Source organism: Bacillus aerius (assembly GCF_029894105.1).
GTDB lineage: Bacteria > Bacillota > Bacilli > Bacillales > Bacillaceae > Bacillus > Bacillus altitudinis.
In genome coordinates this window covers 946075-971103 of record NZ_JARYHO010000001.1, presented here as the reverse complement: position 1 = coordinate 971103, position 25029 = coordinate 946075, and the positions used below count along the sequence as shown (strand labels likewise).

At 39.4% G+C, this 25029-nt stretch carries 24 protein-coding genes; 13 read left to right on the top strand and 11 right to left on the bottom strand.

Going from position 1 to position 25029, the window contains the following annotated elements; genetic code table 11:
* Positions 1-191: 191 nt before the first annotated feature.
* A protein-coding gene (locus M2353_RS04945; protein WP_178896435.1) for an IS3 family transposase occupies positions 192-1342 on the bottom strand; the annotation gives its coding sequence in 2 pieces (ribosomal slippage) (positions 192-1069 and positions 1069-1342; 1152 coding nt in all).
* Positions 1343-1455: 113 nt separating this feature from the next.
* On the opposite strand from M2353_RS04945, the gene M2353_RS04940 reads away from it, so the two are divergent.
* Complete coding sequence (locus tag M2353_RS04940; protein WP_284725051.1) at positions 1456-2808, top strand: IS1182 family transposase; 1353 nt, start codon at positions 1456-1458, stop codon at positions 2806-2808.
* A gap of 135 nt (positions 2809-2943) precedes the next feature.
* Here M2353_RS04940 and M2353_RS04935 read toward each other — a convergent pair whose 3' ends face one another.
* Both M2353_RS04935 and bmrC read right to left on the bottom strand, forming a co-directional pair.
* Entirely contained in the window at positions 2944-4959 is a 2016-nt protein-coding gene (locus M2353_RS04935; RefSeq protein ID WP_047946617.1) for an ABC transporter ATP-binding protein, read from the bottom strand.
* A complete protein-coding gene (gene bmrC, locus M2353_RS04930) occupies positions 4956-6713 on the bottom strand; it encodes a multidrug ABC transporter ATP-binding protein BmrC (RefSeq protein WP_284725050.1) in 1758 nt (585 codons plus the stop codon). The genes M2353_RS04935 and bmrC overlap by 4 nt, the downstream gene beginning before the upstream one ends.
* A 559-nt stretch (positions 6714-7272) precedes the next feature.
* On the opposite strand from bmrC, the gene M2353_RS04925 reads away from it, so the two are divergent.
* The 3 genes from M2353_RS04925 (at position 7273) to M2353_RS04915 (ending at position 10810) form a co-directional block, all read left to right on the top strand.
* Entirely contained in the window at positions 7273-7779 is a 507-nt protein-coding gene (locus M2353_RS04925; RefSeq protein ID WP_017360333.1) for a universal stress protein, read from the top strand.
* Positions 7780-7892: 113 nt separating this feature from the next.
* A complete protein-coding gene (locus M2353_RS04920; RefSeq protein ID WP_047947312.1) occupies positions 7893-9248 on the top strand; it encodes an IS1182 family transposase in 1356 nt (451 codons plus the stop codon).
* A 209-nt stretch (positions 9249-9457) separates the two neighbouring features.
* Positions 9458-10810 (top strand): IS1182 family transposase, encoded by a 1353-nt coding sequence (locus M2353_RS04915; protein ID WP_096880954.1) that lies wholly within the window; start codon positions 9458-9460, stop codon positions 10808-10810.
* Positions 10811-10938: 128 nt separating this feature from the next.
* On the opposite strand, the gene dat is transcribed toward M2353_RS04915, so the two are convergent.
* On the bottom strand, positions 10939-11793 hold the full coding sequence (dat, locus tag M2353_RS04910) for a D-amino-acid transaminase (RefSeq protein WP_212360696.1): 855 nt from the start codon (positions 11791-11793) through the stop codon (positions 10939-10941).
* Positions 11794-12088: 295 nt separating this feature from the next.
* On the opposite strand from dat, the gene M2353_RS04905 reads away from it, so the two are divergent.
* Positions 12089-12943 carry a polysaccharide deacetylase family protein gene (locus M2353_RS04905; RefSeq protein WP_039169286.1) on the top strand — a complete coding sequence of 285 codons (855 nt, stop codon included), beginning with the start codon at positions 12089-12091 and terminating at the stop codon, positions 12941-12943.
* Between the two features lie 38 nt (positions 12944-12981).
* Here the strand turns inward: M2353_RS04905 and M2353_RS04900 are convergent, their stop codons facing one another.
* The 3 genes from M2353_RS04900 to M2353_RS04890 all read right to left on the bottom strand — a co-directional run bounded on the left by M2353_RS04900 (position 12982) and on the right by M2353_RS04890 (position 15097).
* On the bottom strand, positions 12982-13713 hold the full coding sequence (locus M2353_RS04900; protein ID WP_425332883.1) for an NAD-dependent protein deacylase: 732 nt from the start codon (positions 13711-13713) through the stop codon (positions 12982-12984).
* A 29-nt stretch (positions 13714-13742) separates the two neighbouring features.
* The gene (locus M2353_RS04895; RefSeq protein WP_007497114.1) at positions 13743-14831 is read right to left on the bottom strand and encodes a mechanosensitive ion channel family protein; all 1089 of its coding nucleotides are present in this window, start codon (positions 14829-14831) and stop codon (positions 13743-13745) included.
* Between the two features lie 164 nt (positions 14832-14995).
* Complete coding sequence (locus tag M2353_RS04890) at positions 14996-15097, bottom strand: YhdX family protein (RefSeq protein WP_017360338.1); 102 nt, start codon at positions 15095-15097, stop codon at positions 14996-14998.
* 306 nt (positions 15098-15403) lie between these two features.
* On the opposite strand from M2353_RS04890, the gene M2353_RS04885 reads away from it, so the two are divergent.
* From M2353_RS04885 to M2353_RS04875, 3 genes are read left to right on the top strand one after another with little or no spacing between them, the layout of a single operon-like run.
* Positions 15404-16120: a glycerophosphodiester phosphodiesterase gene (locus M2353_RS04885; RefSeq protein WP_100325438.1), complete on the top strand. Its 717-nt coding sequence runs from the start codon at positions 15404-15406 to the stop codon at positions 16118-16120.
* Positions 16120-16521: a fluoride efflux transporter CrcB gene (gene crcB / locus M2353_RS04880; protein ID WP_034647784.1), complete on the top strand. Its 402-nt coding sequence runs from the start codon at positions 16120-16122 to the stop codon at positions 16519-16521. Before M2353_RS04885 ends, crcB begins: the two co-directional genes overlap by 1 nt.
* The gene (locus tag M2353_RS04875; protein ID WP_007497111.1) at positions 16522-16887 is read left to right on the top strand and encodes a CrcB family protein; all 366 of its coding nucleotides are present in this window, start codon (positions 16522-16524) and stop codon (positions 16885-16887) included. It abuts the gene before it with no gap.
* Here the strand turns inward: M2353_RS04875 and M2353_RS04870 are convergent.
* Together M2353_RS04870 and M2353_RS04865 are read right to left on the bottom strand one after the other, a co-directional pair.
* On the bottom strand, positions 16884-17276 hold the full coding sequence (locus tag M2353_RS04870) for a hypothetical protein (RefSeq protein ID WP_024719967.1): 393 nt from the start codon (positions 17274-17276) through the stop codon (positions 16884-16886). The two genes, M2353_RS04875 and M2353_RS04870, sit on opposite strands and share 4 nt — an antisense overlap.
* An 89-nt stretch (positions 17277-17365) precedes the next feature.
* Positions 17366-18748 carry a hemolysin family protein gene (locus M2353_RS04865; protein WP_025207018.1) on the bottom strand — a complete coding sequence of 461 codons (1383 nt, stop codon included), beginning with the start codon at positions 18746-18748 and terminating at the stop codon, positions 17366-17368.
* Between the two features lie 335 nt (positions 18749-19083).
* Between M2353_RS04865 and M2353_RS04860 the strand changes: the two genes are divergently transcribed.
* Both M2353_RS04860 and M2353_RS04855 read left to right on the top strand, forming a co-directional pair.
* Positions 19084-19524, top strand: a complete 441-nt coding sequence (locus tag M2353_RS04860) for a MerR family transcriptional regulator (RefSeq protein WP_076821966.1) — start codon at positions 19084-19086, stop codon at positions 19522-19524.
* A gap of 58 nt (positions 19525-19582) precedes the next feature.
* A complete protein-coding gene (locus tag M2353_RS04855) occupies positions 19583-20914 on the top strand; it encodes a hemolysin family protein (protein WP_007497105.1) in 1332 nt (443 codons plus the stop codon).
* A gap of 40 nt (positions 20915-20954) precedes the next feature.
* Here the strand turns inward: M2353_RS04855 and M2353_RS04850 are convergent, their stop codons facing one another.
* The gene (locus M2353_RS04850; RefSeq protein WP_045034841.1) at positions 20955-21557 is read right to left on the bottom strand and encodes a lysophospholipid acyltransferase family protein; all 603 of its coding nucleotides are present in this window, start codon (positions 21555-21557) and stop codon (positions 20955-20957) included.
* Between the two features lie 386 nt (positions 21558-21943).
* Here M2353_RS04850 and M2353_RS04845 point away from each other — a divergent pair, with 386 nt between their 5' ends.
* The 3 genes from M2353_RS04845 to M2353_RS04835 are packed head-to-tail and all read left to right on the top strand — an operon-like array spanning position 21944 to position 23764.
* On the top strand, positions 21944-22435 hold the full coding sequence (locus M2353_RS04845; protein ID WP_008348979.1) for a sigma-70 family RNA polymerase sigma factor: 492 nt from the start codon (positions 21944-21946) through the stop codon (positions 22433-22435).
* Positions 22428-23486: an anti-sigma factor gene (locus M2353_RS04840; RefSeq protein WP_047946623.1), complete on the top strand. Its 1059-nt coding sequence runs from the start codon at positions 22428-22430 to the stop codon at positions 23484-23486. Before M2353_RS04845 ends, M2353_RS04840 begins: the two co-directional genes overlap by 8 nt.
* Positions 23474-23764 (top strand): hypothetical protein, encoded by a 291-nt coding sequence (locus tag M2353_RS04835; RefSeq protein WP_008348984.1) that lies wholly within the window; start codon positions 23474-23476, stop codon positions 23762-23764. Before M2353_RS04840 ends, M2353_RS04835 begins: the two co-directional genes overlap by 13 nt.
* A gap of 200 nt (positions 23765-23964) precedes the next feature.
* On the opposite strand, the gene M2353_RS04830 is transcribed toward M2353_RS04835, so the two are convergent.
* Positions 23965-24795 carry a C40 family peptidase gene (locus M2353_RS04830; RefSeq protein WP_007497097.1) on the bottom strand — a complete coding sequence of 277 codons (831 nt, stop codon included), beginning with the start codon at positions 24793-24795 and terminating at the stop codon, positions 23965-23967.
* Positions 24796-25029 lie beyond the last annotated feature (234 nt).

Below are 25029 nucleotides of genomic sequence, written 5' to 3'. Positions count from 1 at the left end.
CATATCATGAAGCCTCGACTTTTTTCATTGCCATGAAAAAGCCTCTTTCAATTTGAAAGAGGCTCAGGCTGTCGAGAAAATCTCGACAGCTTTATTTTTTTCCTTAAAATTTACATCTCCTCATTTTATAATAGAGAAAAGCCCACTAAAGGGGACTGACCCCCGTTTTTGAGACAGGGATCAAAACACCTTTATACAGCCAATTGCCGATAGTTTATCGGTGATTGGTTGTTTAGTTTCGTTTGAATACGAATGTTGTTATAATAATAAATGTATTCTTTGACAGTGCGTTCTACGATGGTGGTCGTAGTGCGATCAATCCTGTTAAGATAGAACGTTTCAGACTTTAGTGAGGAATGAAACGATTCGATGGAGGCATTATCAGCGGGTGTCCCTTTACGGGACATGCTCATGGTAATGCCTTTTATATGAACAGCTTTCTGATACTCGTAAGATGTATACACAGAACCTTGATCGCTATGTAACACGCAATTCTCAGGCAGTGCTGGGAGCTGATTAAGTGTGTTTAAGATAAAGTCTGTGTCCTGCTTATCACCAATCGTAAAAGCAATCACTTCTCCATTATATAAATCCAATATACTGGAAAGGTACAATTGTTTCTGTCCATAAGGCAAATACGTGATGTCCGTGACTAGTTTTTCAAGAGGGCGATCAGACTGAAAATTCCGATCCAGTATATTACCGGCTACGGCATAAGGCTGCCCACTCTTCTTACGCTTTTTCATTTTAACCCGGCATTGCCACTGGTTTTTCTGCATGATACGTTGAACAGTTTTATGGTTAATACGCATTCTCATTTTTAGTATGGCTGTGATTTTCCGATAACCATATCGATATTTGTGCTTTCGGCACAACGTGCCGACCTGTTTCTCTAGTTGTCTTTTAGAATGAGTCTGAGTCAAATCCTTTTTCCATCTATAATACGAAGTACGTAAGATGCCTAAATGGACACAGATGTCCTGTACCGTCATCGTTTTGCACAATTCTTCTACCAGTTTGATTGACGTTTCCTTATCAACTTCCTTTCCAATTCGTTGTACTTTTTTAAAACTTCATTCTGTTGACTCAAATAGCGATTTTCTGCCCGCAGTCTCTCTAATTCGGAAGAGTACTCGGGGCCCTTTCCATAGGAATATTGTTTTCCAACAGGTTGTTCGAACCGGTGTGTATCCCCAGCTTTATGCCATCTCACCCATGTCTGAACCTGCGTCTTATTCTTGATATTCAATTCCTGCATGATCTCTTTCATAGGTACGCCTGCCAATCTCATTTCCACAGCCTTCTGTTTGACTTCAACCGGATAACTCACTCTTGTCCCCATAGAAAAAACACCTCCATGTTTTATTTCGGATCACAACGATCTGTTTTCAAACTTGAAGGTGTTTTTTATTTGTCTCATCTTAGGGGGTCAGTCCCAAGGAAGGTGTTTTTCTCATGTTCCACACTAGAAATTCTTCTCAGCACGAAGCCGAATTTGTATTACTAGATCAACTGGTCGAAGAGGATCACCTGCTTCGTAAAATTGATCAGTACATTGATTTTTCATTTATCGTAGATAAAGTAAGACCGTATTATAGCGAGAATAAAGGTCGTCCTTCTCTTGATCCACTTATTTTGTTCAAAATGATGTTTATCGGATACCTGTACGGTATCCGTTCTGAAAGACAACTTGAAAAAGAAATTTACTATAACATGGCGTATAGATGGTTTTTAGGTTTGAACATCAATGACCCCGTTCCTCATCACTCGACCATTAGCTGGAATCGTCGTACTCGATTCAAAGATACAACGATTTTTCAAGACATTTTCGACGAGATTGTGCTTCAAGCTATCAATCATGATATGGTAGGAGGCCGCGTTCTTTTTACTGATTCAACTCATCTTAAAGCCAATGCCAATAAACATAAATATATGAGAAAAACGATTGAACAAGATACCCAGAACTATATAAATGATTTAGAAGAAGCGATCCAAGAAGATCGGGTGGCACACGGAAAAAAGCCCTTAAAGGTAAAAGAGGAGGTGAAAACGGAAAAAGACATTCGTCAAAGTACGACTGATCCTGAAAGTGGCTATCTTTATCGTGAAAACAAGCCAGAAGGCTTTTTCTACCTAGACCACCGTACAACGGATATGAAGTACAATATCATCACGGATGCCCACATCACGCCCGGTAATGTCCATGATTCTGTTCCGTATCTTGATCGGTTGGATCACCAAATCGCACGATTTGGTTTTCAAGTAGAAGCTGTTGCCCTTGATTCTGGTTATTTGACAACCCCAATCTGTAAAGGTTTATCAGATCGCCGTATTTTTGGTGTCATCGCACATAGACGTTTTCATCCAACAAGAGGACTATTCGAGAAGTGGAAATTCCAGTATGATTCTGAACACGATCAATACATATGCCCGAATGGTGAAAAGCTTTTATATACCACGACTGATCGAAAAGGTTATAGGTTCTACAAATCAGATCCTAAAAAATGCACATCGTGTCCTTTCCTTGAAAACTGCACAAGATCTAAAAATCATCAAAAGGTCATCTCAAGACATGTGTGGGAGGAACATAAAGAAAAGATCAGGCAAAATCGTCTGTCTGCCGCTGGAAAAGAGCTATATAAAAAAAGAAAAGAAAAAATAGAGCGAAGCTTTGCAGATTCAAAACAACTGCATGGGCTTCGCTACTGCCGGTTGAGGGGAAAACAAAATGTGAGTGAGCAAGTGCTTCTCACAGCTGCCTGTCAGAACATGAAGAAGATTGCCACACATCTAGCGAAGCTAGGTTAGGTGTGTGGGAGGCCTTTTTCATTCAATCTCATCCATCATCATTACGATGAAAATAAAAAAGATTGTAGAAAAACATGAGTTTCTCTACAATCTGAGCCTCTTTCAATTTGAAAGAGGCTTTTGCTACTCATCCTATCAGCTGCTCGTCACAGCTCCCTTTTGTAATTCGTACATTTGCGCATACAGTCCGCCTTGCTCCATGAGCTCTTCGTGGCTGCCGCGCTCGACAATCTCACCCTTTTCTAACACCAAAATCATGTCAGCTTTCTTAATAGTAGATAATCGGTGTGCAATGACAAAAGTGGTTCGTCCTTCTTTGACGACATCTAGTGCCCGTTGAATGATGGCTTCTGTTTCTGTATCAATGTTAGCCGTCGCTTCATCTAGAATTAAAATCGCTGGATCATATGCCAGTGCACGGGCAAATGAAATCAATTGACGCTCCCCAGAGGAAAGAGTACTCCCCTTTTCAACAACTGGTTCATCAAAACCTTCAGGCAAATGCTTTAATAGTTCTGCTGCGCCCACTTGCTTTAACGATGTTTCAATCGTTTCTCTTTTAATGTCTTCATTTCCCAAACTGACATTGGATGCGATCGTTCCAGAAAATAAATAAGGATCTTGCAGTACAATGCCCATTTGTTTACGCAGCGTTTGGCGCGACTGATCATAGATGCTTTCTCCATCAATGAGGATATCCCCATGCTGAATATCATAAAAACGTAGCAGCAAATTCATGATCGAACTTTTCCCAGAACCGGTATGTCCAACGAGTGCCACCGTCTGACCTTTTTTCGCCTCAAAGGTGATGTTCTTTAATACATTTTTCCCTTCATTATACGCAAAGGTAACATCCTGAAATTGGACGTGTCCCTCTAGTTTCTTCTGAATTGGTTCTTCCACTTCAGTACCTGGCTCATCTAATAATCGAAAGACCCGTTCAGATGAAACCCTGGCTAATTCTAATCTAGAGAATTGATTCACAATGCCTGTAATCGGCTGGAACAAACGATTTAAATAATCGACAAATGCATAGAGCACCCCAATCGACACAATGCCCGTCGCACTTAAGGACGCACCGCCAAAATACCAAATGAGTGCGACATATGCTAAGTTCCGAAGCAGATTCACCAAGTTATGTGAAAGCAGTGAATTTAAATGAAGCATCTTTCGCTGATATCGAAAGTGATTGTTATTCAGCTCATCAAATTCTTCTTTCGTTGCTTGTTCATGTCGAAATGCTTGAATAATCGTCATTCCTTGAATGGCTTCATTTAGCTTGGCATTAATTTCACTGATGATGGATCGAATGCGATGATTGTAAACTGACGCAAACTTTCGGTAAGTCATCGACCATAGGAAAATAATCGGAACAGCCACTAAACAAATAAGCGCCAGCTTCACATTTAATAAGAACATGGCGATATAAATTCCAACCATGTAAATGGCACTTGTGACGAAATTAGCGAGTACTGTGACATATAAATCACGAATGGTTTCTGTGTCATTCGTAATCCGGGCGACAACCTTTCCAGCCGGTAAATTATCAAAATACCGAATCGGAAGCGTTTGAATATGTTCAAATACGTCCACTCGCATTTTTTGAATAATGCGATTTGCAATACGCTGAAGTAAATAGTGCTGCCCATATTGAAAGAAAATCGCAATGACGAGCATCCCAAAATAAAATAGAACAAGCTGTACCAAACCACTGATTTCCGGCTGATAAAAAGCAAAGATTTCCTCTTTGGATAAACGCTGTACCTGATACGTCTCACGCTCGCTCCCATTTTCAATGGTGAGCTGATCCCCTTCTATTGTCCGGCTCCCGTCAAATCGAATCGGTTCATTCACAAAATAGTACCCAAATCCGACTTGCACGACATTGATTTGCTTTCCAGCTTCATTTTGATTCTGTAGCCGGTCACTTCTTATATAGTTATTTCCCTGGTAATAAACCGTTTTATCTGTTTTTTCATTTACCTCAACATACGGTTTTTCTACACCTAAAATATGATCATCAATCATTTTTTTCCCAATGAAAGGTCCTGTCAACTCAGCACCAACTGCAATGATCAGAAAGATCAAAGCAACAGACAATACTTTTTTATACAGGAGTGCATAGGCAAGAAGTCTTCTCCCTGTTGTCATGCCTCATCCCCTCCTTCCAGCTGATTTGTCAGCTGCTGACGCAGAAATTGCTCTTTATACCATCCATCTTGCTGAATAAGCGCTTGATGGGTTCCCTTTTGAACAATACGTCCTTCTTCCATGACAAGAATGAGATCCGCATGCTCTACAGCTGATAGACGGTGGGTTGTAATAAATGTCGTTTTTCCATGACGATTTTGTCTTAAATTCTCTAAAATAGCCGTTTCTGTTTTTGCATCAACTGCAGATAACGAGTCATCCAAAATCAAAATGTCTGGGTCAATTAATAAAGCACGTGCAATGGAAATCCGCTGCTTCTGTCCTCCTGACAGCGCCACTCCCTTTTCTCCAACCATGGTTTCCAAGCCTTCTGGTAAAAGGCGTAAATCCTTTTCAAAGTAAGCATCTTTAATCGCTTGTGCTAATTCAGCTTCTCTCGCGTCTCTATGACCGAAACGCATATTCTCTTCTACACTTTTTGAGAAAAGGACATGATCTTGCGGAACATAGCCAATCCATTGGAACAGTTGATCCAATTCAATGTCCTCAATTGGAACACCTGAAAGCAAGATCTTCCCATCACCTGTCGGATACTGACGAAGAAGCTGTTTGACAATCGTTGTTTTTCCGCTTCCCGTTTTTCCTGTAATACCAATCGTTTGCCCTTTTCGTACAGTAAAGGAGACATCCGTTAGATTATCTTTAGAGGAAGTTGGATACCTAAATGTCACATGTTCAAATTGAATATCGCCAGGCTCTTGTAATCTTTTTGGCTTAGCTGCGTCAGTTACATCCGGTTGATAACTGAGAGTATGATTCAACCGGTCTAATGAGGCATTTCCTCTTTGCATGATATTAATCAATTCACCAATGGCAAACATTGGCCAGATCATCATCCCCAGATAGACGTTAAATGCGACAAGCTCACCAATGGTTAAATCACTTTGGAACACAAGATATGCGCCGTAACCGATACCGATTAAATAACTGATCCCCACAAGCAATTTCACCGTCGGCTCAAACAATGAATCAATGATCGCTACTCTCATATTTTTTTGAAAGACATCGTCTGTCATTTCTCGAAAGCGATTCACATCTTGTTTTTCCTGCACAAAAGACCGAATCACCCGAACCCCGGCAACTGATTCTAATACACGATCATTCATATCACCAAATGCATCTTGAGCAACTGTAAAGCGTTCATGAATTTTACCGCCATAAAACGCTATCAAAATCGCCATCAGCGGCATCGGAATAATGGCCATTAAAGTTAATTTCCAGCTGATCGTCAGCCCCATTGTAAAAAAGATCATCAGCATGTAAGCAGTGGAATCGACTAATGTTAAAACGCCAAAGCCTGTTGTTAAAGCCACAGCATTCAAATCATTTGTACCTAGCGCCATTAGATTTCCGGTTTTTTTCTTTTCATAAAAGGTGGGTGTCATCTTAAGTAAGTGGCGCATTAATTTTCCGCGCATCACACGCTCCATGACATTCGCGCCGCCAAATAACTGATACATCCAAAAGTAGGTGAGCGCATAGACACTGACACCAAGTAAGCAAAAAATGGTTACGTAAAATAAGATACTGGATGTTGTAAATTGACCAGACCGAATGTCATCAACTGCTTGACCTAGATACCTCGGTGGCAGCATTTCAAGCACATTCACAATGAGCAGCAGCGTAATGGCGATTGTATAGCGCCTCCACTCTTGTTTAAAGAACCAGCCTAATTTCACAAATACTGAAAACATGTTTGTCTCTCCTTTTAAAGCTAGCCGCTTTCTATATTTTCCTGATTGTCACCTTGTTTCGTTTTTTGAACTTTTGTCATTTGTCTTGCCTTTGGCATGTTCACATGCTTTCACTCCTCTTCATTTAGTTGTTGATGCATTCCATTATTTCGAGATACGAAATGTATACAACAAAAAAAGAGGCAACCAGCTGACTGGTACGCCTCTTTTATACATGATAAAAAGGCGCATGTTGACAAATACGCAACATACGCCTTGATTCATCCGATCAATTGGAACATACGAGTCCCTTTTCAATGACCAATGAAGGTGTAATTGTCACGTGAATCAACCCATTCATGCAGTTTGATTTCATTCTTCCAATGATGTTGCACATGACATTTCCTCCTTTTGGCTCTTGAATCTTTTTTTTATCTTATAGTGGCTGTCACCATTTTGTCAATAAATATTTTTCAATAAATGAAATTTTCTAACAAAAACACAATCTTTTCATGTGTATCTTTTTCTCATAACGGGTATACCATGAACGTATAGACTCCTTTTGAAAGGAATGAGGACATTGTTTCAAGCTGATCGGATGGTCGTTGCGTTTGATGGACATGAAGACAGTAAGAAAGCATTAAAGAAGGCAATCGCTTTAGCCAAAACGTTGAATGCCAAGCTGACCGTTGCCTACGCTCATGATGGGAAATCCAGCAGACAGGTGTTTGATGCACCTCGCCCAATGACTGGCGGCGCTTATATCGGAGGCGGCATGGCAGACCTTCAAACACCCCCTGTGTACGTACCTCATGATGAACAGCAAAGTCCCTTGATTTTTGAAGATCATACAGAAGAGGTCGTTGCAGAAGCAAGAATGCTGTTAAATGAAGAGCAGTTTGAAGCTGCGATTGAAATTGTTGAAGGGGAGCCTGCAGAAGCGATTATCGAATACGCTGAAAAGATTTCAGCAGACCTCATCGTCATGGGAGCACGTGACCAAAGCAGATTGAAAAAAATGCTCTTTGGCAGTGTGAGTGAAAAGTTATCGTCCAAATCAGATATACCTGTACTGATCGTGAAATAAATGTCATCACAAAAGGCTGTAAACATTGGTTTACAGCCTTTTCAGCGTGTAGACAAAGTCTACACGCTTTTTTGTATAATAAGGGCAATAACACATTTCTGTGGGGGATGAACATGTTATCGAAACGTGAAGAAGAAAGAAGAAATCAATTAGAAGTCGTGGCCTTAGATGAATTAGTGCCTGAAGATCATCTTGTACGAAAAATTGATCAAGCGATCGATTTTGATTTTGTTTATGATCTTGTCAAAGATCATTATAGTTCTGATAACGGTAGACCAAGTGTGGATCCCGTTGTTCTTATTAAAATGGTTTTGATCCAATATCTATTTGGCATTCGTTCTATGCGTCAAACCATTAAAGAAATTGAAACCAATGTTGCTTATCGTTGGTTTATTGGGTATGGGTTTTCAGAGAAAATTCCGCACTTTTCTACCTTCGGTAAGAACTACGTGAGACGCTTTCATGATACAGATTTATTCGAACAAATTTTTTATCGAATCTTAAGAGAAGCGATGAAAAAAGGTCTCGTTGATCCATCTATCGCTTTCATTGACTCAACTCATGTAAAAGCGAACGCCAATAAGAAAAAACTTGAAAAGAAAATTGTTCGAGTAGAAACGAGAAGTTATCAAAATCAGCTTCATGAGGAGATCAATGTTGATCGTGAGGAACATGGAAAAAAGCCGTTACCCCTACAGAATAAAGAAGAGAAAAAAGAAATCAAGGTCAGTACAACTGACCCAGAGAGTGGCTACTATGTAAAGGATGAACGTGAAAAGTTATTTGCTTATTCATTTCATACGGCTTGTGATTCAAAAGGATTTATTTTAGGAACACTGGTCACTGGTGGAAATGTTCATGATAGTCGTATGTTAGATTCACTCGTATCAAAGGTGACAAAGAAAGTCGGAAAACCCAATGTAGTCGCAGTGGATGCTGGATATAAAACACCTTATATCGCCAAGTTTTTAATGGATCAAGAGATAAGACCTGTCATGCCTTACACTCGCCCGAAAACAAAAGCTGGTTACTTGAAAAAGAATGAATACGTATATGACGCACATGTTGATTGTTACATTTGCCCAAACGGGCAAATTCTTTCTTATCGTACAACGACTAGAGAGGGATATAAGCAATATGCGTCCGATTCAGAGGTATGTAAATCCTGCTCGTTTCTAGATAACTGTACACAAAGTCAAAATCACACCAAACAGATTCACCGACATATTTGGCAGGACTACCTAGACGAAGCAGACCATCTGAGACTCACTGAAATGAATAAGAACATCTATGCAAAACGGAAAGAAACGATTGAACGCGTTTTTGCGGATGCAAAAGAAAAGCATGGAATGCGATGGACGAAACTTCGAGGATTGAAAAAAGTTTCGATGCAGGCGATGCTTACTTTCGCTGCCATGAATCTTAAGAAATTAGCAAACTGGACATGGAAAGAGCCATGTCCAGCGTAAAGCGACTGATCAATTTTATCAAAATAAGTGAAAACCCCACTTTTACTTGAAGTAAAGGTGGGGTTTGTCTACGGTCTGAAAAGGCTGTAAACATTGGTTTACAGCCTCAGGCTGTCGAGAAAATCTCGACAGCTTTATTTTTTTCCTTAAAATTTACATCTCCTCATTTTATAATAGAGAAAAGCCCACTAAAGGAAGGTGTTTTTCTCATGTTCCACACTAGAAATTCTTCTCAGCACGAAGCTGAATTTGTATTGCTAGATCAACTGGTCGAAGAGGATCACCTGCTTCGTAAAATTGATCAGTACATTGATTTTTCATTTATCGTAGATAAAGTAAGACCGTATTATAGCGAGAATAAAGGTCGTCCTTCTCTTGATCCACTTATTTTGTTCAAAATGATGTTTATCGGATACCTGTACGGTATCCGTTCTGAAAGACAACTTGAAAAAGAAATTTACTATAACATGGCGTATAGATGGTTTTTAGGTTTGAACATCAATGACCCCGTTCCTCATCACTCGACCATTAGCTGGAATCGTCGTACTCGATTCAAAGATACAACGATTTTTCAAGACATTTTCGACGAGATTGTGCTTCAAGCTATCAATCATGATATGGTAGGAGGCCGCGTTCTTTTTACTGATTCAACTCATCTTAAAGCCAATGCCAATAAACATAAATATATGAGAAAAACGATTGAACAAGATACCCAGAACTATATAAATGATTTAGAAGAAGCGATCCAAGAAGATCGGGTGGCACACGGAAAAAAGCCCTTAAAGGTAAAAGAGGAGGTGAAAACGGAAAAAGACATTCGTCAAAGTACGACTGATCCTGAAAGTGGCTATCTTTATCGTGAAAACAAACCGGAAGGCTTTTTCTACCTAGACCACCGTACAACGGATATGAAGTACAATATCATCACGGATGCCCACATCACGCCCGGTAATGTCCATGATTCTGTTCCGTATCTTGATCGGTTGGATCACCAAATCGCACGATTTGGTTTTCAAGTAGAAGCTGTTGCCCTTGATTCTGGTTATTTGACGACCCCAATCTGTAAAGGTTTATCAGATCGCCGTATTTTTGGTGTCATCGCACATAGACGCTTTCATCCAACAAGAGGTTTATTTGAGAAGTGGAAATTCAAGTATGACTCTGAACATGATCATTACATATGCCCAAATGGTGAGAAGCTATTATATACAACAACTGATCGAAAGGGTTATCGATTCTACAAATCAGATCCTAAAAAATGTGCATCGTGTTCTTTCCTTGAAAGATGCACAAGGTCGAAAAATCATCAAAAAGTCATCTCAAGACACATATGGGAAGAACATAAAGAAAAGATCAGACAAAATCGTCTATCTGTCTCTGGAAAAGAGCTATATAAAAAAAGAAAAGAAAAAATAGAGCGAAGCTTTGCAGATTCAAAACAACTGCACGGGCTTCGCTACTGCCGGTTGAGGGGAAAACAAAATGTGAGTGAGCAAGTTCTTCTCACAGCTGCCTGTCAGAACATGAAGAAGATTGCCACACATCTAGCGAAGCTAGGTTAGGTGTGTGGGAGGCCTTTTTCATTCAATCTCATCCATCATCATTACGATGAAAATAAAAAAGATTGTAGAAAAACATGAGTTTCTCTACAATCTGAGGCTGTAAACATTGGTTTACAGCCTTTTTCCTTTTACGAAGAAATAGATGCTTCGCTTTCATGCTTAATTTTCTTCTGGAACCCTTCCTGTACACGCTTCGTGATCTCTCCTGGAACACCTTCCCCAACTGGCTGACCATCTATCTCTACAATTGGAATCACTTCAGCTGTCGTTGAACTGATGAAAATTTCCTGTGCATGCAAAAGTTCGTCTTTACTCATGCGGGTTTCTTCCACACGACATCCTTCTTCCTGACAAACCTCTAGCAGCTTTCTACGTGTAATGCCGTTTAAAATCAGGTGATTTGCTGGGTGTGTACGAATGACACCGTCAATGACGGCATATACATTCGAGGACGTCCCCTCTGTCACAAAGCCGTCTCTTATTAAAATCGCTTCAAACGCACCAGCTTCAGACGCTTTCTGCTTTTCCATGACGTTATATAAAAGGTTTAAGCTTTTAATATCACACCTTAACCAGCGAAGATCTTCAGACAATAGTGCTTTCACACCAGCTGTCTGCTCTTGAATAGGCTTTTTCACTTGAAATGTATATGCCGTAATCTGAGGGGTAAGTGCACCATATTGATGTTTACGAGGTGCGACGCCTCGCGTGACTTGAATATACACGCCGCCATCAATCACTTGATTATCTGCGACTAGCTTCTTCAAATTCTCTTCCATATCGGATACTGTACCTTGCAGATGAATGCCGATTTCCTTTGCACTCTTGAATAGACGCTCAGTATGCTCTTTTAATGTAAACAAAGTCCCATTATATACGCGGATGACCTCATAGACTCCGTCGCCAAATTGATAGCCTCTGTCTTCAATATCAACATGTGCATCTTTTTTTTCAATAAAATCCCCATTGTACAATACTTTCATATGGAATCTCCCCTTCGCTTTGCTTAATGGTTGAATCTGATGCTATCTTAGCGGATAAATGTAAACGTTTCAATGATTATTCAGAATTATTTCATATCCATTTGACTGGATAACCTTCTATTGTAACAAATATAGATTCATAACCAAAAAGATTCCAATTTTTTAGCATCTTCTATATTCATAGGCTCTTTTTTCCTGTATACTTACTCCATATGAGCACGACAAAAAACAGCGAAAAAAGACAGAATCCACTACATGATTCGACACAAACTACTGATTTATTGGAGCGATTGTAATGCAACGGGTTACGAAAAAACAGACACCTTCAAACACGATGTTGCTCTCAAAGGCGATTGGTCTAGTCATTCTGACATTGATCCTTTTTTTCATTTGGGATATGTCTAAAACCAATATGCAGGCAGCAGATCAACCGAATGAAGTGTCTGCGAGCAGTCCATTTCGAGACACAAGTACAAGTCTGAAACCAAAAGATGATTCGCCAAAAACATTAGATGCACATTTTAAGATCAATCCAAACAAACATGTAACGGATCAAACGATCTTTTTAACCTTTGATGATGGCCCTTCTGCTACATCAAATCAGCTGTTAGATGTGCTAAAGTCACAGCAAGTGAAGGCCACATTTTTTATGCTCGGACCGCAAATCAAAGAACACCCAGCAGCTGTGAAAAGACTTCATCAAGAAGGTCATCAATTAGGACTTCATGGCATCACGCATGATGTGAAACGCTTTTATCAAAAAAGTGATTCTCCTGTAAATGAGATGAAAGAAGATCAACGTATATTGGCTTCTGTTACTGGTGAATATACACATCTTGTGAGAACACCTTATGGCAGTTCTCCAAACTTAACAGACCAGCAAAAAACACGTTTAAAACAAAAAGGCTTTGTATACTGGGACTGGACCATTGACAGTCTTGACTGGAAATATAAAAGCTCAAAATATGTACCAGAAGTATTAAATCAGCTGCAAGTGCTTGAAACCAAGTACCCGAAAGAGCCAAAAATCATCTTAATGCATGATCAGCCAGCGACCGCAAAATACTTAAACAGTCTGATCACACAATTAAAGGCGAAGGGCTACACGTTTGAAGTCCTTGATGAAACAATGAAGCCACTACAACAATAAAGCAAACCCGCACCTATTGGATGCGGGTTTTTTATGATTTATAAAGCATTCACAAGCTCGCCAATTCGTTCGTGAAAGACAAGATCAAACAGCGGATCGAATTCCGTTTCACTTAAATTCATCATGACCTTAAAGATGGAAGGATGATGAGCAGCATCTTCTGGAATATATCGGGCTGGTGCCACTTCTAAGGAAGTTCCCATGACGAGTAGCATGTCCGTTTGCTGGAGTGATTTCTCCACTTGATCAAAGTGCTTCACCATGTCCCCAAAAAGGACAACATCTGTTTTAAGTACTCGTCCACATGTACGGCCGTCTGATGAGATCCGCTCACAAACCGGTACCTCTTCTTGTAATAAATAAGGCAGTTCGTATGTTGACCCGCATGATGGACATGTAGCTGTTTGAATGGAACCATGCAGTTCATACACATGCTGGCTTCCCGCTTTTTTATGCAGACCATCGATATTTTGCGTGAAAATATCCACGCGTTTTCCTTGCTTTTCTAAATTGGCTAAAAAAGCATGTCCAGCGTTTGGCTCGTACTCTCCACTCATCTTCATTTGAAACAATTCTTTGAATTTCGGCCAAAATTGATGAGGATGTGATAAAAAGTAGGACCGGCTCATTGCCTCCATGCGAGAAGTATCTTCTGTCCATAGTCCATCCGTTGATCTAAAATCGGGAATTCCCGATTCTGTGCTCATCCCAGCACCTGAAAGGACTGTAATATGTGAGGCCTTCGATAATCTCTCTCTTAGCGCTGCCACTTTTGTTTGATCCAACCACCATTCCTCCTTTATTCACCGAGCTGTTTCTCACCTTTTTGTTTCATATAAATGGTCTGTCCAGGGAAAGCAAATTCTACCCCTTCTTCATGGAAGATATCAATAATGCGATAGTTAATATCCTGCTTAATATCCAGGTTTTCAGACCAAGCCGTTGTGTTTGTATAAAAGTTGAAGAATAAGTTTAAATAGCTGTCTGCCAGCACATCGAGATTCACCATAATCGTTTCCTTATGAACCCCATCATGCTCATAAAGCATTTGTTTCAGACGTTTGATGCACTTATCAATGTTTTCTTTCGGTGTATTGTAAGATACGCGAACGGAGAACGTAATTTGACGTTTATTCATTCTCGTCCAATTTGTGATCGGCTCCTTTGAAAGGGTCGAATTTGGCACGGTCACCACCGCTTCAGCAGGTGTTCTAAATTTTGTGCTTCGGAAGGTAATGTCCTCTACAGTCCCAAGTACACTTGGAGTCTCTACAAAATCGCCCATTGTAAAAGGCTTCTCTGTAATAATCACAATTCCTCCAAAAAAGTTCGCCACTGTATCCTGCGCAGCGAGCGCAAAAGCAAGACCACCTAGACCAAGCCCTGCCACAAGTCCGTTCACATCATAATTAAACTCTTGTGCAATGACGCTAATACTCAGTGCAATAATAATAAAACGAAGAACCTTTGATAAAAATGGCGCTAAAATATCATCCATCTCTAATTCAAATTTTGAATTCACTTTTTGAAATAAGAAGGAAGAAGCTGCGGTTAGATTACAAAGTCCCCACGTCAGCATCAAAATAATAGAGGATCTATACAATTTGACAATGACATCCATATGGTGCTCAAAGTATGGGGCTTGTCTTAACGCAAAATATAAACCTAGTGCCACAAAAAACAGTCTCGCAGGTTTTTCAAACGCCACGACAATTTGATTAATGACTTCGGTTTTAGACCTGTTTGTCAGCTTAAAGAGCAGGTGAAACAAGTATTTCGTAAATACTTTTCGAAGTAATAAAAAAAGCAATAAAATACAAAGGCTAATGCCTATTTGGATCGCAATATCGACTGTAAAATATGTATCCATCCATTTTTGTGTAAACATCTCTGTCTCTCTCCTTTAAAACAATCCTCTCTAGTTTATAATATAACCTTCGTTTATGTCCTCTCTTAAATGTCTGACCTCTATATAAAAAGCCTCGGGACCTATCCCGAGGCATGATGTTCAATTATGAAATTTTGGCTTGAGACATATCGACGGGCAGCAAACTACTTTTTCTTCTGAGCCTGATCAAGGAGAGTCGCTTTAAACATTTCAGCATCCGTTTCGGCCTTAATACGTTCTTCCACTCTAATTCTCCCTTTACCCAATCATCTCGCCTCCTTTTCATCATTATAAAACATCAGAATTTTCAGTCAACATGACGAAAGCACTAATATTTTGACGAACGCTGACGATTTGGACAAAATTGATCGAAGAAAAATTGATGTAATTCAGGTTTACTCAATCAAAGCTTGCTCTATTCCTGTAAATTTTTCAAAATGATACATCAAGCTTTTTCGGTACATGAGGTTCCATGATAATACGGCGCTCTTCTTCTCCATATAGTAAAGAAGGAAAACCACCAAAGCATTTGATATGATAAGACCAGAACTTATGTCAGGGAGCTGGAGCAAGTGTATATTATCGCACATAGAGGGTCATCAAGCGCAGCCCCAGAAAATACAATCGCTGCGTTTGATGTAGCTGTCGAGCAAGGAGCAGATTATATTGAATTAGACGTACAAATGACAATGGATCAGCACGTCGTCGTCATCCATGATGATACCGTTGAGCGAACGACGAACGGAAACGGCTTAGTCAAAAGCTATACACTTGATCAGTTGAAAAAACTGGACGCAGGAAGCTGGTTTGACCAACAGTATACGAATGAACGAATTCCAACATTACAAGAAATTCTTGAAAGATACAGTCAGCGGATTGGGATATTGATCGAGATCAAACACCCAAAACGGCAGATAGGAATCGAAAAGGCAGTTGCCCGCATCATCAATCGGTTTGCCTATTCTCGTCATATCATCATTCAATCTTTTGATGTTCATGCACTACAAAGAATCAAAGCATTCGCCCCTTCTCTTCGCACAGCTTTGATTATCAAGCCTGATGCATTTAAACTAACGAAACGAAAGTTAACGACATACAGCTCGTTTGCAAATTGTCTTAATATGAAGAAAACGATGATCAATAGATGGTGGATAGACCGCATCCACACATTCGAGATGGATGTGTTTATATGGACTGTAAAAGATCAAAAAACAGCGGATCGAATCAAAAAATATCCAATTGATGGTGTGGTAACCGATAACCCGCTATTTTTTCAAAAGGAGAAATGATGCAGATGAAAACTTATTTCGCCGTTTTTATCGGTGGATTGATTGGTACACTTTGCAGATATGAACTAAGCCAAACTGTCATCAGCCAGACATTCCCCTATGCAACGATGATTGAAAACATTTCCGGCAGCCTGCTTCTTGGTTTTGCGACAGGATACTTTCTATTTCAGAAAGGAAAAAAATATCTTGCAGCTTTGATTGGAACAGGGTTTTGCGGCGGGTTTACGACCATGTCCACCTTTTCTAAAGAGACAGTTCTTCTGTTACAGGCAGGGCAGTTCAATTTAAGTATGATGTACATCCTGCTCTCAGTCATTGCTGGAGTAGCCGCTGCTTTAGCAGGCCTGATCCTTGCTGAACGGCTCTTTCATCAAAATAAGCAGCAGAAAGGAAGCAGATAAATGATTGTTTTTTGTACAGCTGTAGCTGGAGGGATCGGTAGTGCATGTCGTTTCTTCATCAGCCAAACAATCCAGAAAACTCCATCCCATGCCCTTTTCCCGTACAGTATTATTTTCATTAATTTATTAGGTGCAGCCGGTTTAGGTTTTCTCACAGGCGCTGTAACGTCCAATCATCCACTGCTAGTGATCATAGGAACTGGTTTTTTTGGCGGCTTTACCACATTCTCTACGTTTAGTGTAGAATCTGCGACGATGCTGATGCAGCGTCAAATAGGAAAGCTTGCTGCCTATTTACTTGTGACAATCATCGGCTCTTTATGCCTTTTTGCGGCGTTTTATCAAATAGGACAACTTCTGTTTTAAATATCTGTGATGGCAGCTAGGCTGATGAGCAGTTGATCCATCAGCTGGCGCTTCATTAAAAATAGTGTCTTCTCACTATAGCCGATTTCGATTGCACATTTTGCCATGCGCCAATCTCGAAAATACTTATAATCAATGAGCTGCTGCTCTATTTCATCCAATTCTTTTAAAGCCGTTTCAATACAAGCAACAATCAGTTCATACTGACTTTTCTGCTCTTCTAATTTTTGACGTGCCATATGATGATGTTGGAGAGAACTTCGCTTTTCAAGCTGTCTTTCAATATTTAAAATGGCTGCTTGATAGTTCTTGAAATTTTTTAAATGAAACTCAATACGTTTCATTGAGGTTTTTTTCTCCGCGATACTTGCTGTTTCATACCAGAGCATGTCCATCCCCCTTTTACGAACATTTGTCCTTATTATATACGAACATATATTCTCAAAAAAGAGGCTAAATACCTAAAAAAACCTTGAGCTTATTTTTCGCTCAAGGTCATTTCATTTACTAACAGCGGCTCTTTTATATCAAGCCCTGTGCGTGTATTTTCTTTTTCTGATGATGTGACGCCTTTTTTCAGGTCGATCTTTTTCACATAGCGTCCATCCATCTCCAAGACCTTCATCCGAATATCATCAAGATAAATGGATTGTCCTTCTCGGATATCAATGTTCTCATTTAAGATTAGCCCGCCTATCGTATCAATTTCTTCATCATGATATGACATTTCGATCAAATCTTGAACTTCCTCTAATCTCACTTTTCCATCTAATATATAATGATGCTCCGCTCTCTTTTGAATGACCGGCTGCTCATCTTCATCGAATTCATCTCGAATGTCTCCAACAATCTCTTCTAAAATATCCTCCGTTGTAACAAGTCCAGATGTCCCGCCATATTCATCCGTTAAAATCGCCATATGCATTCGATCGCGCTGCATCTTGACGAGAAGCTCTTGAATTGGAATCGTGTCAATCACTTCAATCACTGGATAAATATAATCTTGAAGCTTCAGTTGATCTTTTTCTCCTAGATACACAATATCTGCAAAGAGCTGCTTTTTGTTGAGCATGCCAATGACATGGTCTTTATCCCCTGAAAACACGGGGAAGCGTGTGTACTTTTCCTTTGTCATGATCGCCAGTATTTCGTCTAACGGCATATCTTCTGGAATCGCACAAATTTCTCTTCGCGGTATCATAATTTCTCTTGCGATTCGATTATCAAAATCGAATATCTTGTTCATATAATTATACTCTGATGAGTTGATTTCCCCATTTTTTAAGCTTTCAGATAATAAAATCTTTAATTCCTCTTCGGAATGGGAATGTTCTTTTTCAGACCCCATATCGATACCCATCATTTTCGTTAGTACACGGGCTGACCCGTTCAACACATAAATGAAAGGGTACATAAGGATATAAAATGCATGCAGCGGTCCTGACAGCCAAAGCGTCATTTTTTCTGCCTTTTGTATGGCAAGTGTTTTTGGTGCAAGCTCGCCAACAACTACATGCAAAAAGGTAATAATAGAGAACGCAAGTGTTGCTGAGATCAGGCTGATTGCTGAATCAGGAATGTTTGTCAAACCAAAACCTCGAACTAAAAGTTCTTTTACTGCCGGTTTACCGATCCACCCTAAACCAAGGGATGTCACTGTAATACCAAGCTGGCAGGCTGACAAATATTCATCTAGCCTTGATGTCACCTTTTTCGCCATGATAGCCTTTTTGGACCCTTCGGCAACAAGCTGATTAATTCTTGAACTTCTCACCTTTACAATGGCAAATTCAGATGCAACAAAGAAAGCTGTTAAAGCAATCAAAACTCCGACTATACTCAGATTAACAATATCGTCCATTTAACCTTGCTCTTTCTTAGAAGAACAAGGAGTCACCTCCTGATTGATGATGTTGTCTTTTGCAAAACGGTTAACTGATTAAATAAGACTACTTTGAGGGCCCCACTTAACCACCTCCGGTTCACGTAAAATCCGTCTCTCTACATATATATGAAACGGTATTCATTTTATCTTACCATAAATAATCTGAAAATTCCTGTATCGCTACAGTATTTTAGAGATGACAACCTAAATTGATGGAAATGCCCTTTGTTTCTTCATATTGGCAGGAAATCTGAACAATTATCTTGTATTTCAGACTCGAATTATATTAAACTATTTTCATAAACTATAACGTGACGGTTAGGAGGAGATGTTCAGATGGGGCTGAGAAAAAGTATCGTATTGGTGAACTAGCACAGATTGCACAGGTGACGAAACGAACTGTAGATTATTATACGAATCTAGGGTTGCTTGCGCCTGTTAGATCTTGTTCTAATTATCGTTATTACGATGAACATGCTTTAAAACGATTACAATTAATCGTTCTTTGCAAACAGCAGAGATTGGCTCTTTCTGACATCAAATCCAGATTAGATGAACAATTCCCTTCTCAAAAGGAAGAACATGACGAACTTGTCCATTTAACCTCTGATATCGATCGGATGAATGAGCATATGGACCGCATTTTGGCACGTTGTAAGCAGCTTCAGCCAGAACAACGTGAAAAACTAAAAGAGCAGCTTACTCCTGAAAAAATGACGGCTGTCCAATCATTTTTACTGCTGTTAAGTTAAAATTTTTACTAAACAGGAGGTGTTACCTTCGTTCTCAAAGTCAGAACGAAGGCCTTAATTGGACATAGTTAATTTACTTATAGTTGCTTTGCTTATAGCTTTAACCGCATTTTTCGTTGCATCAGAGTTTGCGATCATTCGCTTAAGAAGCTCAAGAATTGATCAGTTAATCGCAGAAGGTAATAAAACAGCAGTTGCTGTCAAGCATGTCACGACTCACCTTGATGAGTATCTGTCGGCCTGTCAGCTCGGTATCACCATTACCGCCCTTGGTATTGGTTGGTTAGGGGAAGAAACAATTGCGCATATGCTTGCTCCACTATTTGTAGAGCTGTCGATTCCTCAATCAGCCAGTCATATTGTCACTTTTATTATTGCGTTTAGTATTATGACGTTTTTACACGTCGTGGTTGGAGAGCTTGCACCAAAAACACTCGCCATTCAAAAGGCTGAGCAAGTGTCCCTTCTATTTGCTAGACCACTTATGATTTTTTACAAAGTGATGTTCCCTTTTATCTGGGTATTAAATGGATCTGCTCGTTTGTTAACAAAAGCGTTCGGTCTTCAGCAAGTTTCTGAGCATGACATGGCGCACTCTGAAGAAGAATTGCGGATTATTTTATCAGAGAGCTATAAAAGCGGCGAGATTAACCAGTCTGAATTCAAATATGTGAATAAAATTTTTGAATTTGATGACCGTCTGGCGAAAGAAATTATGATTCCTCGTACCGAAGTTGTCAGCTTCCCGCACGATATTACGATTGAGGAAATGCTGAAAGTGACCAAAGTCGAGAAATATACACGTTATCCAATTGAAGATGGCGATAAAGACAACATCATCGGTGTTGTGAATATTAAAGAAGTACTCACTGCATGTATTAGTGGTGAATGTTCCACAAGTGATACGATCGAACATTTTGTAAACCCGATTATTCATGTAATTGAAACAGTTCCTGTTCATGATCTACTGCTTAAAATGCAGCGTGAGCGTGTACACATGGCCATTTTATCAGATGAATATGGCGGTACAGCAGGACTTGTAACAGTTGAAGACATCCTTGAAGAAATCGTCGGTGAAATTCGTGATGAATTCGATATTGATGAAATCAACGAAGTGCGTAAACTGGGAGAAGACCACTATATCTTTGATGGAAAGGTCCTTGTGGATCAAGTCAACCTGCTACTAGGTATTCAACTTGATAACGAAGAAGTCGACACAATCGGCGGCTGGTTCCTTACACAAAAATATGAAGTCGAGAAAAATGACGCGATTCGTGAACAAGGCTATGAATTTATCATTAATGAAGTCGATGGACACCATGTGGCATACATCGAAGTCAAAAAACTAAACGAACAACTATTAGAAGCAGCTGAAGAAGGCGCTTCTTAAGAAAAAAAACGACCCTTGCCTTAGCAAGTGGTCGTTTTCTTTATCCCTTTTCGATTAACTTAGCTTCAAGTTCTTTGATTCTTGTGTTTAATACTTCTGTCATCGCACCTAATCTTTCTTTTGGCGGCAGATGATCAAATTCAGACTGCTCAATCGGTTCACCAATGATTAAGCGCATTTTCCCCTTCTTAAAAAGGCTTTTTGCATTAGAAGGTCCTTTGTACGCTGCTGGAACGATTGGTGATTTGCCGAGCTGAGCAATCGTAACGGCCCCTCTTTTTAAAGGAACATCTTCAGTTGTACGTGTGCCGCTTGGAAAAATCCCAACGATTTTCCCCTCTTTTAATAATTTAATGGGCGTTTTAATACTGCTTGGCCCAGGATTCTCTCGATCAACTGGAAAAGCATGAATCTTCTTTAAAAATCCGCCGATCCATTTATTTGCAAACAATTCTTTTTTCGCCATGTAGTGGATCTCAAACGGAAGAATTCCTGCGCCTAATGCAAGAACATCCACAAAACCCTCATGCGTACAAGCAATGACAAACCCCCGGTCTGTTGGCAGATTCTCTTTTTGATATACTTTGATTCCGCCTCGGAGAGCAAAAAATGCTTTGACGGTATAGCCTGAAAATTTATACATAGTGCACTTCCTTTGTTTGAAGAATGAAGGATTTGTTTCTATTATAACAAATTTTTTATTACCTGGTACTAAAAATTTTCTCCTGCTGATAAAATAGAGACGGTTCACTAAAATCATCTTTTCACTTAAGATGACCGCTCCTTCTGTATTCAAGCATGTGTTTTTAGGAGAGAATAGAGGAAGAAATGTGTCCAAAATTGTCGTTTTTTGAGTTTTTTTCCTGATTTGTTCTATTGAAAATACTTTATAAATGATGCAAATTTCGCTATGATAAGGAGAAATGATTTTGATTCGGCGAAAGAGATGAGTAATGTACGGCCTATGAGAAGTTTCGTGCAACTTTATGCCTTTCTTATGCGTGTATAACATAGAGGGGAGAAAAATCAGTGACGATCGATGAAATTTATCAAATGTATATGAACGATGTTTACAGGTTTCTGCTCTCCATGACAAAAGACAAACATTTGGCAGAGGACTTATTGCAGGAAACCTTTATGCGTGCTTATATACATATTCATTCCTACGACCATAGCAAAGTGAAACCTTGGTTATTTCAGGTGGCACGAAATGCTTTTATTGATTATGTCAGGAAACATAAAAAAGAAGTGACCATATCGGATGATCTCATTGGCGGCCTTTTACAAACGTCTGTACAAAGTCCCGCTGAACAGATTGAAATAAAAGAAGTCCTCAACATGTATTTGGAGCAGCTTCCAGATAACTACAAGGAAGCGTTGACATTGTATTATTTAAAAGAGCTGAATTACAAAGAAGCATCCAAGGTCATGAATATTACTGAAGCAAATTTTAAAAGTGTTTTATTTCGTGCAAGGCAGCGCCTAAAAGCACTATATAACAGAGGTGTTAATGATGAATGAAGAGTTTAATAAGCGATGGGAACAATATAATAATGGCGAGATGAATGAAGAAGAAATGATGGCGTTTGAAGAAGAGCTCGAAGAAAATGAAAAACGCTTAAGCCAAGAACTGAATGACTCAGATTGGACAGACTTCTCCATCAGTCCTGAAAAACAAAAAGCCATTTTACAATACGGAAAAAGAAAGTCCTATTTACGTATTTCTGTGCTTGCTGTCATATCTACACTGATTATTTTACCGCTTTGTACACTAGGTAGTTATCTATACTACGGCGTTGGCGGAGCAGACAGTAAAGGCAATCATTTTATGGAAACGGCCGCTGTAACAGTCGCCCTAACAAAACCGAATGTCGCCATTGATATGAAGGATTTAAAAGGGCAAGTCAAACTATTTGGTATGAACACAGAACTTAAGCTACAAAAACAAATTGGCAATAAAACAGAAGCCATCGGCAGTGAACAAATCGAAATGTTTTTCGATAAATTAAAGCAGCCTACGATCTCTTATTATGGCGACAGCGCACGTAATACGGAGGATTTCTTTACGCACCCTTCGTCTCAGGCAGATACATCTAAAAAACAAACACTCACTACTCTAGACAAGCTACCTGAAGGAACAGTGAGTGAAGTGTATGTATCCTATGACAAAGCATACACACCGAAAGACGTGTATTCATTTGCTAAAAAATATGATATGAAAGTGCTTTGGAATGCGATAAAAACAGAAGATTCATTAAGTGGAAATCAGCGTCCAATCGGTTTTCCCGGGAAAGACTCTGAATTTTTAAAAGAGCTTCAGCACACATCAAAAACAGAGGTTGATCAGTTCAAAGATGCCCTCGCCTATGTCAACCAGCATCCAACCTGGGCAAAAACGATCTCTGGCAGACCTGAACTTGACCTCTCTAACCGAATACGCTACATCAATCAAAATGGTGTCACGGTTTACGGTTCTGTTGTCACAGGTCCTTCTAAAGAAATAGAGAAATTTGTGAAGACAAAACGCATTAAAACGGCCAAAGTGAGCGAGGTGGAATTATGGAATTGGTAAGAATCTTTAAAGAGCATAATGTGTTTGGCTGGATTTCGGTCGGCACCGCTATTTTATCGTTGCTCATGCTGAACCTCGCCATTATTAGCAATGTGACATTTTATTCGTTTCAAATGCTTCCTTTTGCAATGGCCGCAGTTCCATTCGGTGTGATTGAACTGTTCATTAAAAAAGGCCGCACTGGACCAGGTTTCCTAGGCGTCGTTCTGAATATTTTTGTCATCGTTTGTGTCTATGCGATCGTCTCCATTGATGTCGATCTTCAATTAGGTTTTTAAAACTCATTAGATAAAAAGCCCGTGTTACTTGGCTAATGCCAAGCAGCATGGGCTTTTTTATGATATCGTTTTTATTTTCTTTCATTGACTGCAAAGGTTTTCTATCACGCTGAAAAAAGAAGACAAAGGGCTAAAATAAAGTTCATTTTAGCCCTTTGTCAACAATTTGAGACTGCTTTATAAGCAGTCTCTAGATGATGTTAGTTTACAAATGTCTTTGCGCCAAGGTAAATTGGCTTCCAATAGCTTGAAGTCATATCGCTGATCGTCACACCATCAGAAGCAGCGTGGATAAACTTGTTGTTCCCAAGGTAGACACCCATGTGAGATGGGCCAGATTTATAGGTTGTAAAGAAGACAAAATCTCCAACTTTAGGTGTTGAGACGCTTTTCATTGATCCCCAAAAACCTTCAGTTGTTTGTCTTGAAATCTTTGTTTGTTTGTTAATGATATACCACATAAAACCGCTACAATCAAAGCCTTTCGGTGTCGTTCCACCCCATTTATATGGTGTACCGTTTTGTGCTTTCGCATCTGCTACGAGTTTAGACGTATTTAAAGAAGAAGTAGCAACTGTTTTTTCTTTGACAGGTGTTGGTTTCACTTTGGATGTCTTTTTCACTTTCAGCTTTTGTCCAATTTTAATCAGATCTGTTTTGAGTTTATTTAACGATTTCAGCTCTTTCACTGTCATTCCATATTTTTTGCCGATTTTAGATAAAGTATCACCTTTGACAACTTTATGAGTGGCTGTCGTTGAAGACGCTTTTACTTTTGTTGTTGTTTTTGATGTTTTCGTTACCTTTTTTGAAGAAGTACCATTCACTTTTAAGGTTTGTCCAACATAAATCGTGTTAGATTTCAGTTTATTGTCTGATTTAATCTTACTCACGGTTGTTTTGTATTTTTTCGCTAGAACAGAAAGAGAGTCACCTTTTTGAACCTTTACTGATTGTGCTGAGGCAGCTCCGGCAAATAATGTCGTCCCAAGTAGAACTGCACTTGCAGCTGTGATCAATTGTTTTTTCATTTGTTCCTCCTGTATGTATCTATCGTGATCCGAATTTTTATCTACTTTCTATTATAAGGATCGAATACCAGAAGAAATAGTCTTGACTTCCTACGACATTATGCTTATTAATTCGGCAAAAAATATTTTTTTTAGGGTTCTTTTTATTTCATTTTTATTACACAATCATGACAAAACAAATGCATCTTGTCATAGATAAATCATACATTCATTTCTCTTTTTGGTTCATTCTAT

What these genes read in the sequence shown, in the direction of transcription:
- M2353_RS04905 (WP_039169286.1), top strand. Translation starts at nt 12,089, where the DNA reads ATGCAACGGGTTACGAAAAAACAGACACCTTCAAACACGATGTTGCTC.
- M2353_RS04870 (WP_024719967.1), bottom strand. Translation starts at nt 17,276, where the DNA reads ATGCTCTGGTATGAAACAGCAAGTATCGCGGAGAAAAAAACCTCAATG.
- bmrC (WP_284725050.1), bottom strand. Translation starts at nt 6,713, where the DNA reads ATGTTTTCAGTATTTGTGAAATTAGGCTGGTTCTTTAAACAAGAGTGG.
- M2353_RS04865 (WP_025207018.1), bottom strand. Translation starts at nt 18,748, where the DNA reads ATGGACGATATTGTTAATCTGAGTATAGTCGGAGTTTTGATTGCTTTA.
- M2353_RS04835 (WP_008348984.1), top strand. Translation starts at nt 23,474, where the DNA reads ATGGAATTGGTAAGAATCTTTAAAGAGCATAATGTGTTTGGCTGGATT.
- M2353_RS04840 (WP_047946623.1), top strand. Translation starts at nt 22,428, where the DNA reads ATGAATGAAGAGTTTAATAAGCGATGGGAACAATATAATAATGGCGAG.
- M2353_RS04850 (WP_045034841.1), bottom strand. Translation starts at nt 21,557, where the DNA reads ATGTATAAATTTTCAGGCTATACCGTCAAAGCATTTTTTGCTCTCCGA.
- M2353_RS04935 (WP_047946617.1), bottom strand. Translation starts at nt 4,959, where the DNA reads ATGACAACAGGGAGAAGACTTCTTGCCTATGCACTCCTGTATAAAAAA.
- crcB (WP_034647784.1), top strand. Translation starts at nt 16,120, where the DNA reads ATGCAGATGAAAACTTATTTCGCCGTTTTTATCGGTGGATTGATTGGT.
- M2353_RS04875 (WP_007497111.1), top strand. Translation starts at nt 16,522, where the DNA reads ATGATTGTTTTTTGTACAGCTGTAGCTGGAGGGATCGGTAGTGCATGT.
- M2353_RS04920 (WP_047947312.1), top strand. Translation starts at nt 7,893, where the DNA reads ATGTTATCGAAACGTGAAGAAGAAAGAAGAAATCAATTAGAAGTCGTG.
- M2353_RS04915 (WP_096880954.1), top strand. Translation starts at nt 9,458, where the DNA reads ATGTTCCACACTAGAAATTCTTCTCAGCACGAAGCTGAATTTGTATTG.
- M2353_RS04940 (WP_284725051.1), top strand. Translation starts at nt 1,456, where the DNA reads ATGTTCCACACTAGAAATTCTTCTCAGCACGAAGCCGAATTTGTATTA.
- M2353_RS04895 (WP_007497114.1), bottom strand. Translation starts at nt 14,831, where the DNA reads ATGTTTACACAAAAATGGATGGATACATATTTTACAGTCGATATTGCG.
- M2353_RS04830 (WP_007497097.1), bottom strand. Translation starts at nt 24,795, where the DNA reads ATGAAAAAACAATTGATCACAGCTGCAAGTGCAGTTCTACTTGGGACG.
- dat (WP_212360696.1), bottom strand. Translation starts at nt 11,793, where the DNA reads ATGAAAGTATTGTACAATGGGGATTTTATTGAAAAAAAAGATGCACAT.